This window comes from Priestia megaterium (assembly GCF_023824195.1).
In the GTDB taxonomy this organism is placed as follows: domain Bacteria; phylum Bacillota; class Bacilli; order Bacillales; family Bacillaceae_H; genus Priestia; species Priestia megaterium_D.
Map to the genome: position 1 here is coordinate 4,044,796 of NZ_CP085442.1, position 14,401 is coordinate 4,059,196.

The window sequence follows — 14,401 nt, forward strand, 5'->3', positions numbered from 1 at the left end:
ACTGAAAGCGTGCAAACGAAGTTGTTTGCACGGCTTTGGTTTTATTATAGCGTGAATGAGTAATTAATTCACATATTATCTTTATTTACACCCTGACCACTTTTTAAAACAGTCTGTTTACTGTGCTTCTGCCGGCTGATATTGAATCGTTACAACTTGTCGAACTTGCTTGGATGAATCAAACGGCAAGTCAACCGCTTTTCCATTTACTTTTAACTCTACTCCAGGTGAATAACCGATGTTGACACGAGCTTCAGTTTCTTTCGTCAAATCAAATTTTTTTGTGTCACCTTTTTTTAGAATGGAGCTAAAGAAAGCATTTCCTTTTCCGTTTTTCACATCTAACCAAGTATCTGCTTGAGTGGATGTTACTTCTAGATTAAATGCATCTGTACCGGAAAGAGCATACGTAGCACTTCTACCTGTTTTTTGAACTTCCTTGTATTCTTGTTTACCGCTGTCTTTCTTTTCTTTTTCAGCTTTTTCTTTCTCAGCTTTTTCTTTTGCGGCTTTTTCTTTTTCTTGTTCTTTCTTATCAGCAGCACTTTGGTCATCTTCTGACGTGCTATTGTCATTTTTTGCAGTAGTTTCATTCGTTTCTTCCTGCGTGTTAGACTGCTGAACTTCACTGTTTGGAGCTTCTTGGTTAGCCTGCTCCTTGTTTTTATCCGAGACGATATTTTGAGCGATTACCCAAATAATAATCCCAACAACTACAACTCCCGCCACCACTAGAACGGTTGGAAGGTAGTCATATGCTTTTGAAACTCCTTTTGCATGCTGAGGAATTTCTTTGCGGCTGCGGACGCGCGAAAGCTGCTGCGGCATGTCTTCTGTTTGAGTTGAAGGAATGTCTGATTTGTATTCTTCAAAAATAGCATCTGTGTCCAACCCAATTGCTTCGCAGTATTGCTTAATAAACGCCCGTACGTAAAATTTCCCTGGCATAACCTCATAATTGCCTTCTTCAATGCCCAGTAAATAGCGTTTTTGAATTTTCGTTAGTTTTTGTAAATCCTCTAACGACAATCCTTTGCTTTCTCGTTCTTGTCTTAACCTTTGTCCTAACTCTGTCAATGCTAACACCTACCAATTATGCTAAAAATCAAACATCGATAATCCACCGTCTTGAAACATTTGAGGACCTTCCATTATTTCATATGTAATTTTCTCATTGGGGTCGTTTCTTATTTCAATAATGTAGGCAAAATCATCTAACGAATACTCGGTATTTTGTACAAATACATCCGGATGCTCCACAATTTTTGTCGCGGGTACATTCATTACTTCTCGAACAAGCTGCCAGTGCTTTTCATTCGCTCGTTTTGTCGATACAATCCCGTCAATAATAAAAATATTATCAGCGTTGTATTCGTCAGCAATAAGCTGACTGCGAATCGTTTGTTTTAAGAGTGTAGAAGACACAAAAAGCCACCTTTTGTTCGCACATACGCTAGCTGCTACAATGGATTCGGTTTTGCCTACTCGCGGCATACCTCGAATGCCGATAAGCTTATGACCGTCTTGTTTAAACAGTTCCGCCATAAAATCTACGAGCAAACCTAATTCATCTCTTACGAAACGGAACGTCTTTTTATCATCTGCGTCCCGCTGAATATAGCGACCGTGACGCACTGCTAACTTATCACGCAATTTAGGCGGTCTCATTTTTGTCACAATGATATTATCCATTGTTTTCAAAATAGATTCAAGCCTGTCTATTTGCTCATGTGAATCACAGCGCAGCAATAATCCACGGCGAATATCATCCACTCCATTAATTGTGACAATATTAATTGACAACATTCCAAGAAGCGATGAAATATCACCTAAAAGACCCGGACGATTTTTTTGTATTTGATATTCTAAATACCACTCAATTTTCTCCATCAAACCCCTCCCATTTCTTGGCTGGCCTTCGAGAGGTGCCCCCTTTTTTTCACCTAGTTTAACTATAAATGATTTCCATTATATTATAAACCCTAAAGACAAGTAGTTCTACAATTGTTATGTATGTAAGCGCTTATTTATTTGTACTATTTATTTCTAAGAAAAAAGGAGCTTCCACACGCGGTGAATTAGCTCCTTTTTAGAAACGATAACTTATTTTACTGATCCGTTATTTTGAACTAATTTCACCATGCTGCTCGCAATCGCATGCTGCTCTTCTTTAGAAGCAACGCTCCAAAGGTCTGCTAAAATTCGCTCTTGATCATTTTTTGCATCAACTTGGTTTGCTAAATATCCACCAATTTGATAAGCAAGATCATGAATAACTTCTTCTTGCATTCCTTCGTTTTGCGCATGATGTAAACGGTCGCCTAAAAAATCTTTCCAGCTATCCCAGTTTTCTAATACTGACATGAGTAGCCCTCCTTAAGGTTTATTCATATCATAGTTTGTACCGTGTTTTTGATTTTATGCACATTTTATATGTGCCAACCTCCATTAACCGATAATATTTGTCCCGTTATGTATGAAGCTCGTGAAGATATTAAGTATGAAACCGCATCTGCCACCTCTTTTGGATATCCTATTCTTCCTAAAGGGATCTCTTCAGCCAGCTCTTTGACCTCTTCTTTTGAATAGCTTGCCATCATATCCGTTTCAATCGCTCCGGGCGCAACTCCATTTACTCGAATCCCACTTAGTGCAACCTCTTTCGCCAAAGCTTTTACAAACGTATTTTGTGCACCTTTTACCATGGAATAAAGGACTTCAAACGAAGCTCCTGTAAGTCCCCAAATGGAAGAAATCATGATGATTTGTCCGCTTTTAGCACTAATCATTTTAGGTAATAAAGCTTTGGTAATAAGAAAGGGGGCTGTGACATGAAGATAGATTATTTCTTCCGTTTCCTTTTCCCCAGTATCGGTCATTAACCCACTCACACTTCGCCCGCTGTTATGAATAATAACTTCTACCGGAACAATGATTTCCTTTAAAAACTTCTCCACTCCCTCTTTACATGATAAATCCGCTTGTACTGTAAACACGGTTTTTACCTTTTCAGCCAGCTCAGGTGCAAGAGTCTCTATTTTGTCTCTTCGTTGATGATAGTGCAAAATAAGTGAATATCCATCCTCAGCCAATTTTTTAGCAATCGCTGTGCCAATTCCTCCGCTTGCACCTGTCACAAGGGCAAATTTCTCCATAACCTTCTCTCCTTTACATGCAAAAAAGCTGATGAACATCAGCTTTTTTGGCAATAATCATCTTTATTTAGGTACTACTTCACAAACCGTAAAGTTCTTTTCATCAATAATTTCGTTTAGCACATCTTTTATTTCGTTCACCTTCAGTTTTTCTAGCGTTTCAACAATATCAAATAAATTCATATCATTAAATGCATAGCGTGTAAACTGATTAGCGATAAACTCAGGTGAGTTTAATGAACGTAAAAATCCGCCGATTTTCTTTTTACGGATACGCTCAAGTTCCTCTTCTGTTAGTGATTTTGTTTTCATTTCAAGTAAAATTTGTTTAACTCGATCATACAGCTGCTCCGGTTGGTCCGTATCTCCTCCGATAAGAGCAAAACCAAATCCTCTTTCCTCCGTATAATCATAAGCAAACGTTTCATCAATGAGCCCGTCTGCATATAACTCCTCATAGTACGAAGAGCTTTTTCCAAATGCGTAATCTAAAATAATATTCATTGCTAACTCATATTTAAGCATTTCTCCGCCTGAACGCTGCGGATTTTTCGCTTTTAGACCCACCATACATTTAGAAGACTGCACCGGCATTTTTAATACTTGTTTTTCTTGATCCACCGTTTCAGGCTCTTCGTCAAAATGACGCTGTATGTCAGAGATTTCTTTATAATCTTTTTTCTGCTGATTGTCTCGAACTTGCTTCATTACTTTTTCCGCATCAACAGGACCTACAATGAACAACAGCATATTGCTTGGATGGTAGAACGTTTCATAGCATGTATACAGCAAATCTTTATTAATATGTGAAATCGATTCAATCGTGCCGGCAATATCAATTTTAACAGGGTGGTTTTTGTACATATTTTGAATGGTGCCAAAATACAAGCGCCAGTCCGGATTGTCATCATACATTGTAATTTCTTGACCGATAATGCCTTTTTCTTTTTCGACCGTTTTTTCTGAGAAGTACGGCTCTTGTACAAAGTCCACTAATGTTTCAAGGTTTTCTTCAAAATTTGACGTACAGCTGAATAAGTAAGCTGTGCGGGTAAAAGAAGTAAATGCATTGGCGGAAGCACCTTGTTTACTAAACTGCTGAAAGACATCCCCGTCTTCTTTTTCAAATAATTTATGTTCTAAAAAGTGTGCGATTCCGTCCGGAACTTTTGTCATTTCATTTTCATTTAGTGGTACGAATTGATTGTCAATCGATCCGTAGTTCGTTGTAAAGGTAGCAAACGTTTTGTTAAATTCCGGCTTTGGCAAAATATATACCTGCAGCCCATTGTCCATTTTTTCATGATACAGCTGTTCCTGAAGCTGCGAAAATTCAATTTTCTCCATTTTCTTCACCGCCCGTTCCTGTTAAGAAATAAATTGTATCCATTTCAATTTTCTCAGCCACTTTAATAATTTCCTGCTTAGATACCGCATCAATATGCTTTAAGTATTCGTCAATCGAAATGTCTTTGCCTGTTAATTCATTATGATACATAACCTCTACTAGTCCTCGTGGAGTATCCACCGTTTCAAGTAGCTGATTGTGAATGACGGCTTTCGTTTGAGCGATTTCGCCGTCTGTAAACGACCCTTGCTTCATCTCCTGCATTTGTTCTTTAATAATGGTAACGGCTTGGTCGTAATTTTTAGCATCAATACCCGACATGACCATCAGTAATCCCTTATGACTTTCTACCCTCGAAGCGGCATAATAGGCTAAGCTTGCTTTTTCACGCACATTGATAAATAGCTTAGAATGTGAGAAACCTCCGAATATACCGTTAAATACTTGCAGAGCAAAATACTGTCTATCTCCGTATACAACATTTGTGCGGTAGCCAATATTTAATTTCCCTTGTTTTACTTCTTGTTTTTCCACCACTTCATTTACTTTTGAGATATCTTTAGACGTAATAGAATCTTCAATGTCTTTTTGCTCGCGCTTTGGTAAAGTAAATGTTTCTTTTACTGTTTGTAAAACCTCTTCGACTTGCAAATCTCCAATAGCATAAAGGTGAATAGCATCTTCTTTTAACACCTGCTGATAGTAGGCGTACAAGCTTTCACCCGTAATTTCTTCCACGTCGTCAATTTGACCGTTTACATGTAAAGAGTAAGGTTCTTCCTTACACATTTCTTCGACTAGTCTTAAATTAGCATAGCGCATTTTATCATCAAATACGGCTTGAATTCTCTGACGAAGAGAACGCTTTTCTTTTGTCATAATATCCTTTAAAAAAGAGTCCCCTTCAACTGCTGGCTTTAATAAAATATCGCCAAGAAGCGCTAACGCTTTTTGCAAAAGCGGAGTTGAATCTTTCAAATATTTTTCATTCGCTATATCAATGCGAATCGTAATATCGTGGTTATCACCTTTTTTTGTTAAGTCCACTTGTAAAGTAGCACCATAAAGCTCATCTAAATATGTACGAAGCTTTGTCGTAGACGGCAGCGACTCGGTAGCGCTTTGAAGCACATAAGGTAAAAGGGCACGCATTGTCACCGTTTTCTTATCTAAAGGGGCATTTAGTTTTAAAATGAACGTGTTTGTTTTGTACTTAGCTGTTTGAATGGTGTGAACAGTCAATCCTTCTAGTTCATGTTTTTGTTCAGTCAATAATTTCATATATAAACCTCCTTTTAAATTTTGATGTATTAACTAGACAATACTTCTATTTTGAATCTTTAACGCTAATTTTAGTCTTATAACCACTATATCGAATTCAAGGAAACATTTTCAAGTAACTTGCCGCGCGCTTCCTCATTTCTTTTCATATTCTTTCTCTCAATGAAAAAAGGCGGAGAAAAGAATATGATTTCTTTGTCTCCACCTTCTATATTTATCCAACTTTAGTCATTGTTAGACCTCGTATAGAGGATTTATTAGCGGCGGCCTTTTTCATAAGGAACGCCTAGCGCTTTAGGAGCCTCAGCACGTCCTACAAAACCAGTAAGTGCTAAGATTGTTAATACGTATGGTGCAATGGTTAAAAGGACGGATGGGATATCTTGAATAACTGGAATTTGAGCTCCCGTGATACTCAAAGACTGTGCTAATCCGAAAAACATGGCTGCACCTAAAGCACCAATAGGATGCCATTTCCCAAAAATCATAGCTGCGATAGCAAGGAACCCTTGTCCAGCAATCGTTCCCGCTGCAAAGTTTGTAGCGATAGACGTGGCATACACCGCTCCGCCGATTCCAGCGAACATGCCGGAAATCATAACGCCAACGTAACGCATTCTCACAACTTTAATCCCCATCGTGTCTGCTGCCATTGGGTGTTCACCAACTGAACGAAGACGGAGACCAAACGGCGTTTTATAAATGATGTACCATACAGCAAAAGCTAGCGCAATTGCAATATAAGACGTAATAGGAACATTCGAAAACAGAATTTTACCGATTACTGGAATGTCTGATAGACCTGGAATACTTACTTTATCGATACGGAATTGGATAAAATCTGTTTGTCCTTTTCCAAAAATCTTTTTGATTAAAAAGATTGAAAGACCCGCAGCTAGAAAATTCAGCGCTACACCACTTACAGTTTGATCTGCTTTTAATGTAATGCTTGCAACAGCATGAATCAGCGAGAACACAGCGCAAACAACCGCCGCAATTACTATCGCTACCCAAGGGGCCCAAGCACCCAATGAATCCTGAAGTAAAAGGGTTGAAACAATACCTGTGAATGCGCCAAACATCATCAGCCCTTCTAATCCGATGTTTACAACTCCGGAACGTTCACTAAATATCCCTCCGAGCGCGGTAAAGATAAGCGGTGCAGCTGAATAAAGCGCCGCTGGAATAATAATGGCTAACACCTCTAAGAAGTTCATTTTGCTCCCCCCTTGCCTGCACGGCCAAGCACCCAGCGAATTAAATAACTAGATGCAACAAAAAAGATAATAAGCGCAATGACAATTTGAATTAATTCAGACGGTACGCCTGTCATAAAGTTCATTTGAGGAGCCGCAGTTTGCAATCCTCCGAAAAAGAATGAAGCTAATAAAATCCCAATTGCGCTGTTAGCTCCTAAAAGGGCTACGGCGATACCGTCAAACCCCGTACCTGTAAAGGCAGTGAATGTGCCCATATACTGAAATGTTCCAAGCCCTTCCATTGCCCCGGCAAGTCCGGCAAAAGCGCCTGAAATGGCCATGGACAATACAATATTTCGGCCTACATTCATTCCTGCATACTGTGAAGCATGTTGATTAAAACCAACAGCTCTTAGCTCGAAGCCCTTAGCTGTTTTATTCAAAATAAACCACATTACGACGGCTGCAGCGATGGTAATAAGAATACCGTAATGAAGGCGGGAGTTATTGGTTAACTGTGCTAAAAAGCTTGATGCTAAAGATGCCGATTCTTTAATATCATACGATTTTTCATTACCCGCATATAAATACGTACGGATTAAGCTGCTCGTTGTATAAAGAGCAATATAGTTCATCATAATGGAAACAATTACTTCATGAACATGAAATTTTGCTTTTAAAAATCCTGGAATAAACGCCCAAACTGCTCCAGCTACAGCTGCTGCTAATACAGCTAAAGGAATATGAATGACTGCTGGTAAATCAAACGCATACCCAACCCATACTGAAGCCAACCAGCCTACTAAAAGCTGTCCTTCTACTCCAATGTTAAAGAGACCGGTTTTATAAGCAAACGCAACCGCGATACCAGCCAGAGCAAGAGGAGTCATGGCACGAATCGTTTCTCCAATGGCTTTTGGCGTTCCAAACATCCCGTCAAAAAGAGATTGATAGCCAAGCATTGGATCATAGCCGCCTAGTAACATAATAACCGCTCCCGCAATGAGTCCTAATATGGCCGATATAACGGGAATCAAAATCATCATTACACGTTCATTTTTCACAAGTTTATTCATGCTGTTCCACCCGCTTTCTCACGCGTACCGCCTGCCATTAATAAGCCTAACTCTTGTTCATTCGTTTCTTTTGGATCTACAATGTCGACTATTTTCCCTTCATAAATAACCGCAATGCAATCGCTTAGATTTATCACTTCATCTAGTTCTAGCGAAACGAGCAGCACTGCTCGTCCTTTATCTCGTTCTTCAATCAGCTTTTTATGAATAAATTCAATGGCCCCTACATCCAGCCCCCTCGTTGGCTGAGCTGCAATTAATAGTTCCGGACTGCGGTCTACTTCACGGGCAATAATGGCTTTTTGCTGATTTCCGCCCGATAGCGATCGCGCTTGTGTATATTCACTAGGCGTTCGCACATCATATTCTGCAATTAACTCTTTTGCCTTTTTATACATCTCTTTATAATTCAAAATACCTGATTTAGACATCGGCTTTTGATAATACGTTTGAAGGCCAATATTTTCACCTATTGTATAATCTAATACCAGTCCGTGCTTATGACGATCCTGCGGAATATGTCCTATTCCTGACTCCATAATTTTACGAGTGGATAACGTAGACAATTCTTGATTTTTTAATGTGACCGAGCCTGACTTTATTTTTCTTAGACCCGTAATTGCCTCAATCAGCTCTGTTTGCCCATTCCCATCTACACCCGCGATGCCTACAATTTCGCCTGCCCGAACGCTTAGATCAAGTGAACTTACAGCCTCTACTCCTCGGCTGTCTTCTACTACTAATTCTTTTATTGTTAACACAGCTTCTTTTGGAGTCGCTGTTTTCTTTTCAGTTTTAAAATGTACTTCTCTTCCTACCATTAAAGCAGCAAGTTCATCAGGGGTGGTCTCTTGCACATTTACCGTGCCAACCCCGACGCCTTTTCGGATAATTGTACAGCGATCACACACTGACATAATTTCTTTTAATTTATGTGTAATTAAAATAATTGACTTTCCTTCTTTAATTAACTTTTTCATAATTTGAATTAATTCCGTAATTTCCTGAGGTGTTAAGGCGGCAGTAGGTTCATCAAAAATAAGAATGTCCGCTCCTCTGTAAAGCGTCTTTAAAATTTCCACTCGCTGCTGCATGCCGACTGAAATATCTTGAATCTTTGCATATGGATCTACCGATAATCCATATTGATTTGAAAGCTCTTGAATATCTTGAGCTGCTTTTTTAATATTAATTTTTCCCGTTCGTGTCGGTTCGTTTCCAAGAATAATATTTTCTGTTACTGTAAAGTTTTGAACGAGCATAAAATGCTGATGAACCATACCAATTCCTAAGTCATTCGCCACGTTAGGATCCGTGATTTTCACTTCTTGGCCGTTTACACGAATCTGCCCTTTTTCAGGCTGATAAAGTCCAAATAAAACGTTCATCAGCGTTGATTTACCCGCACCATTTTCTCCTAACAAAGCATGTATTTCTCCCTTTTTCACTTGGAGTGTAATATTGTCATTAGCAACAATACCGGGAAACTCTTTGCGAATATCTAGCATTTCAATAACATATTCCACTGCTTTCACTCCCTATTTCTGCGTGCTACAGAATTCTGTCTTCCGTTTTTTGGCTATGAAAAAGGCTAGTTTTCACTAGCCTTTTATACTCATATAATCATTGCTTAACAGACGTCAGCTTATTTTTTAAGCGTTTTTTCAAACTCTTTAAATTCTTTATCCGTTTGAGGCACTGTAATGTCACCGTTTAGAATTTTTTGCTTATACTCATCAACTGCTTTTAACGCATCTTTGCTTACATTATCTTGTGATGGAGCAATTCCTACTCCGTCTTCTTTTAAGCCAAACACAACTTCTTTACCACCTGGGAATTTGTCGTTCATTGCTTTTTTGGCAACATCTTCTACAGCCAAGTCAACGCGTTTAACCATCGAAGTTAACGTTACGTTTTCAGGCATACCTTCTTCATGCTGATCGCGGTCGACTCCAATTACCCAAACCTTTTTGTCCTTACCGCCTTTTGAACGGTTTTTAGCTTCTGTAAATACGCCGTTTCCAGTGCCGCCAGCCGCTTGATAAATAATATCAGCGCCTTTGCTGTAAATGGTAGAAGCAATAGCTGAACCTTTTTCTGGAGAGTTAAAACTTTCTGCATATTGAGAGATAACTTCAGCATCTGGGTTTACAGATTTAACACCTGCTTTAAATCCATTTTCAAACTTCTTGATTAATGGAGATTCAACACCTCCGATAAAGCCGATTTTGTTCGTTTTCGTTTGTTTAGCTGCCACTACACCTACTAAGAAAGAGCCTTGCTCTTCTTTAAATAGAATGCTTGCCACGTTATCTAAGTTCTCTGACTTTAGCGTATCGTCTACTAATGCAAAGTTAGCATCTGGATACTGCTTTGCTGCTTTTTTAATATCTTCTTTTAACAAAAAGCCGATTCCATACGTCAAGTTATAGCCACTCTCAGCAAATTTAGAAAGGTTGCTCTCGTATTCAGATGCTTTTGTAGACTGCAAATATTTATATCCAGTCCCTTCATCAAGTCCGTTGCCTTTCCCAAACTTTGTAAGACCTTCCCAAGCAGATTGGTTAAACGATTTGTCATCTACCCCGCCCGTATCTGTTACCATTCCCACTTTAAAATCCGCCGCTTTTTTATCTCCGCCGCTCTTACCTGCGTCGTCTGAGCCACACGCGCTTAAAAGTGTTCCTGCCGCTAATACTAGTGATAATGCAAGTCCCGTTTTACGTTTTAACATGTTTTAACCCCCTGAATAGTTTTAAAAGTATAAAGCCAATTTTCTATTTCGTCCTTGTGACCTACAGTTGACACCTCCTTAAAAGGACAATGTTGAATAGTTGTAAATTTTCTGACATTTAACCATAAAAAAACTAGACGCGTTTACGCAGTACTTGGAAACTAAATTGATCTGCTTTAAAATAATTGATGGAATATAAAATGGGTTCATCATACTGGTCATAATGCATTTGTTTCAGCACAAGCAAAGCGGTTTCTGGCTCGCATTGTAAAATAGGAGAAACTTTTTCATGATAGCCTAGAGGCTCAATGTTTGCCACGGCGTATGAAATGTGCTTTCCTGCTTGTTTTTCAAGAATTTCTAGCAAAGACTCTTGTTTATATTCGAAATTTTCAGGCAATATTTTTTGAGGAACCTTGTCCATGCAATATACAACCGGCTCTCCGTTTGCCGTTCTCACCCGTTCAACAAATAAAATCTGTTCGTCTTCGCCGCAAGCAAAACGTGTTAAATCATTTTCAGACAACTCTTGTATTTGAGAAGATAAGAAGATTGTTCCGGCCTTCATACCGGCTTGTTCAATCATATGTGTTATACTATTTAATTGCTCAATCCCTGACAAAAAAGCAGGCTTCGTGTTGACAAATGTTCCCACGCCGTGTCTGCGAACAATAATATTCTCTTCTTCTAATATGCGAAGTGCCTCACGTAGCGTTGCGCGGCTAACCCCTAGCTGCTTTGATAAATCAAACTCTGAAGGGAGTCTTTCCTTTTCTTTAAAAATTCCTTTTTCTATATTTTGTTTAATTTTATCAATCACTTGTAAATACAAGTGCCGATTATCCGCACGTATAGACATCACTCTTCCTCCATATTAAAAAGTCATCAGACCTCTGATGTTCGACTACTTAATCGAAAATAATATATCATTTTTCGACAGATAAATAAATAGGCTATATTAATTTTTTATTAAAATTTTTAATATTTTTTTAAAAAAATGAATTTTTGTTATTTTTTAATGTCAGCATACCTAACAACCTGCTTTTCTTCTAATATTAGATAAAAACCAAACATTTTAGTCATTAAATTTTTTAATATTCGTTTTTATTTCATTTATTTAGCATGACATATTTTTGTATGATACTATTCTTCCTCTCTTTCGTTTCATAAAAAAGATGACTTGCACATATGCAAGTCATCTTTTTTATGAAAATTATTAAGATCCAACATCCTCATTTTGCTGAGAAATCAGCACGGAACGCGGCTTACTTCCTTCATAAGGTCCCACCACTCCACGCTCTTCCATGGCATCAATTAAGCGTGCAGCCCGGTTATAGCCAATTCGAAAGCGTCGCTGGAGCATGGAAACAGAAGCTGTTTGCATTTCTGCTACAAGCTGAACCGCTTCGTCATATAGCTCATCTGTAAAATCATCGACTTGTTCAGGAGCATCGGTTGGAATCATTTCTTCTTGATACTGTGCTTTTTGCTGTGCAATTACAAAATCAACAATCTCTTCTACTTCTTCATCTGATAAAAAGGCACCTTGCACACGCACAGGTTTTGAAGCTCCAACAGGCATGAACAGCATATCTCCTCTTCCTAGAAGCTTCTCAGCTCCTCCCATATCTAAGATCGTACGAGAGTCAGTTTGTGAAGATACACTAAAAGCGATTCGGGAAGGAATGTTTGCTTTAATAACCCCAGTAATAACATCTACTGATGGTCGCTGTGTAGCAATAATCAAATGAATGCCGGCAGCACGAGCCATTTGAGCAAGACGTGTGATCGAATCTTCGACGTCAGATGAAGCAACCATCATCAAGTCAGCCAACTCATCGACAATTACCACAATATAAGGAAGAGTCGGCTGTTTTGCATCGGCGTCTCCATCATCATTCATACGTTTTACTAAATCGTTATATCCTTCAATGTTTCTCGTTCCGCTGTGTGAAAATAGCTCATAACGTCGCTCCATTTCACTTACAACTTTCTTTAAGGCTTGAGAAGCTTTTTTCGGATCTGTTACGACAGGAGCCAATAAATGCGGAATACCATTGTACATATTCAGCTCAACCATTTTAGGGTCAATCATCATTAATTTTACTTCATGAGGCTTTGTTCTCATTAAAATACTAATAATAATACCGTTGATACACACACTTTTTCCGCTTCCTGTTGCCCCTGCTACAAGCATATGAGGCATTTTATTAAGCTCTGCTAGCACAGCTTCGCCTGAAATATCTCTTCCTAAACCAACTAATAGCTTTTTATCCGGTCGGTTATTTTCAGTTGCTTCAAGTACTTCTCTAAGTGAAACCATCGCTACTTCTTCGTTCGGCACTTCAATTCCTACCGCTGATTTCCCGGGAATTGGAGCTTCAATCCGAATATCTTTGGCAGCTAATGCAAGTGCTAGGTCATCACTTAAATTGACAATCTTACTTACTTTTACTCCTACATCAGGATATACTTCATATTTTGTAACAGCTGGTCCAAGGTGAACTTTTGCCACTTTTGCTTTTACGCCGAAACTTTGAAACGTTTTTTCAAGTTTTTCGGCATTTTTATAAATGTTTTTATGCTCTTTTGCCTGGTTGCTTTTCTTTGGCATCGTTAATAGCTTGATAGGAGGAAGCTCATACTCTTTATTTTCCGTTTCAGTAAATGTAATCATAGGAGCTTTTTCTTCTTCCTGTTCCTTTTGCGGCCTTGGCTGTTGCGGTGCAGCAGCTACAGGCTTCGATTCCATAACCGGCGGCACCGGAGATTCAGGAGCAGCAGGAGATTGACTAGACTCTTCCTCTCCGTAGTCAAAGTGTTCAATAATTGGCGGCGAAGGTGCTTCTACTTCTATTTTCATGCTTTCTTCGGGTTCTTGAACAGCTTTTTCTTGGCGTCTCTTTTTTGTTGTTTTAGGAGCTTTTTTCTTCTTATGTTTCCACGTCTGAATATCTTGCCAGCCTTCTTTTAACTCCGTTGTTAAAAAATTCACTAGAGGCGACAGAAGTTTTAATACCGTTTCGTGAAGCGAACGTCCGGTGATAAGCAGTACCCCAATCACAATAAGCAAGGCAGCGATAAGTTCTGTTCCTAAGCTATCAAACAGATAGTAGAACATGGCAAACATAATAGCACCAATCATCCCTCCGCCTAAATCACTGTGATTCGATTGGCCCGTCGCTTCGAGCATATACAAATCCCACGTGTTCATAATGACAGACGGATCTGTAAACGTTCCGTTTTTTGATAAATTTTCAAATAACGTCACATGACTAAAAAGTAAAATAGATAAAATAATGAGATATGTACCGATAAGCTGCCGCGTCACTAAAGGAGGCATTTCTCTTTTCCAAATAATATAAACAGATAAAACAACCATCCCGATTAAACACAGCATATACCATTCACCAATAAATAAGCGGACCACTAGTACAAGAGCCTGTCCTACAGCACCAAGTCCTGCCATGGCAATTAACGTTAACGCTAATAAAAATAAGCCAATAAGCTCAAAGCGTAATATGCGTTTCCATTCATCCTTTTTTATTTGACCTCTTCGTTTTTTCTTTGCCATTTTTCCACTCCAATCAACGTCCAACACCCTATGT

The 14,401-nt window shown here is 38.9% G+C and carries 12 protein-coding genes; all 12 read right to left on the reverse strand.

What is annotated here, in order from left to right; translation table 11 throughout:
* Nucleotides 1-117 precede the first annotated feature (117 nt).
* Nucleotides 118-1,086, reverse strand: a complete 969-nt coding sequence (locus LIS78_RS21015) for a helix-turn-helix domain-containing protein (RefSeq protein WP_252284307.1) — start codon at nt 1,084-1,086, stop codon at nt 118-120.
* A 12-nt stretch (nt 1,087-1,098) separates the two neighbouring features.
* On the reverse strand, nt 1,099-1,890 hold the full coding sequence (locus tag LIS78_RS21020) for a DUF3388 domain-containing protein (RefSeq protein ID WP_013058808.1): 792 nt from the start codon (nt 1,888-1,890) through the stop codon (nt 1,099-1,101).
* A 213-nt stretch (nt 1,891-2,103) separates the two neighbouring features.
* Nucleotides 2,104-2,364 (reverse strand): DUF3243 domain-containing protein, encoded by a 261-nt coding sequence (locus LIS78_RS21025; RefSeq protein ID WP_013058809.1) that lies wholly within the window; start codon nt 2,362-2,364, stop codon nt 2,104-2,106.
* Nucleotides 2,365-2,429: 65 nt separating this feature from the next.
* On the reverse strand, nt 2,430-3,155 hold the full coding sequence (gene ymfI / locus LIS78_RS21030) for an elongation factor P 5-aminopentanone reductase (RefSeq protein ID WP_252284308.1): 726 nt from the start codon (nt 3,153-3,155) through the stop codon (nt 2,430-2,432).
* Nucleotides 3,156-3,218: 63 nt separating this feature from the next.
* The gene (yfmH, locus tag LIS78_RS21035) at nt 3,219-4,502 is read right to left on the reverse strand and encodes an EF-P 5-aminopentanol modification-associated protein YfmH (RefSeq protein WP_025750276.1); all 1,284 of its coding nucleotides are present in this window, start codon (nt 4,500-4,502) and stop codon (nt 3,219-3,221) included.
* Nucleotides 4,489-5,784, reverse strand: coding sequence for an EF-P 5-aminopentanol modification-associated protein YfmF (yfmF, locus tag LIS78_RS21040; protein ID WP_013058812.1), 1,296 nt, complete (start codon nt 5,782-5,784; stop codon nt 4,489-4,491). Before yfmF ends, yfmH begins: the two co-directional genes overlap by 14 nt.
* 257 nt (nt 5,785-6,041) lie before the next feature.
* A complete protein-coding gene (locus LIS78_RS21045; protein ID WP_013084750.1) occupies nt 6,042-7,001 on the reverse strand; it encodes an ABC transporter permease in 960 nt (319 codons plus the stop codon).
* Nucleotides 6,998-8,059 (reverse strand): ABC transporter permease, encoded by a 1,062-nt coding sequence (locus LIS78_RS21050; RefSeq protein WP_209150621.1) that lies wholly within the window; start codon nt 8,057-8,059, stop codon nt 6,998-7,000. The genes LIS78_RS21045 and LIS78_RS21050 overlap by 4 nt, the downstream gene beginning before the upstream one ends.
* Nucleotides 8,056-9,585, reverse strand: coding sequence for an ABC transporter ATP-binding protein (locus LIS78_RS21055; protein ID WP_252284309.1), 1,530 nt, complete (start codon nt 9,583-9,585; stop codon nt 8,056-8,058). The genes LIS78_RS21050 and LIS78_RS21055 overlap by 4 nt, the downstream gene beginning before the upstream one ends.
* A gap of 119 nt (nt 9,586-9,704) precedes the next feature.
* Nucleotides 9,705-10,793: a BMP family lipoprotein gene (locus LIS78_RS21060; protein WP_252284310.1), complete on the reverse strand. Its 1,089-nt coding sequence runs from the start codon at nt 10,791-10,793 to the stop codon at nt 9,705-9,707.
* Between the two features lie 133 nt (nt 10,794-10,926).
* Complete coding sequence (locus tag LIS78_RS21065; RefSeq protein WP_252284311.1) at nt 10,927-11,652, reverse strand: GntR family transcriptional regulator; 726 nt, start codon at nt 11,650-11,652, stop codon at nt 10,927-10,929.
* Nucleotides 11,653-12,009: 357 nt separating this feature from the next.
* Entirely contained in the window at nt 12,010-14,367 is a 2,358-nt protein-coding gene (locus LIS78_RS21070; protein ID WP_252284312.1) for an FtsK/SpoIIIE family DNA translocase, read from the reverse strand.
* Nucleotides 14,368-14,401: the final 34 nt, after the last annotated feature.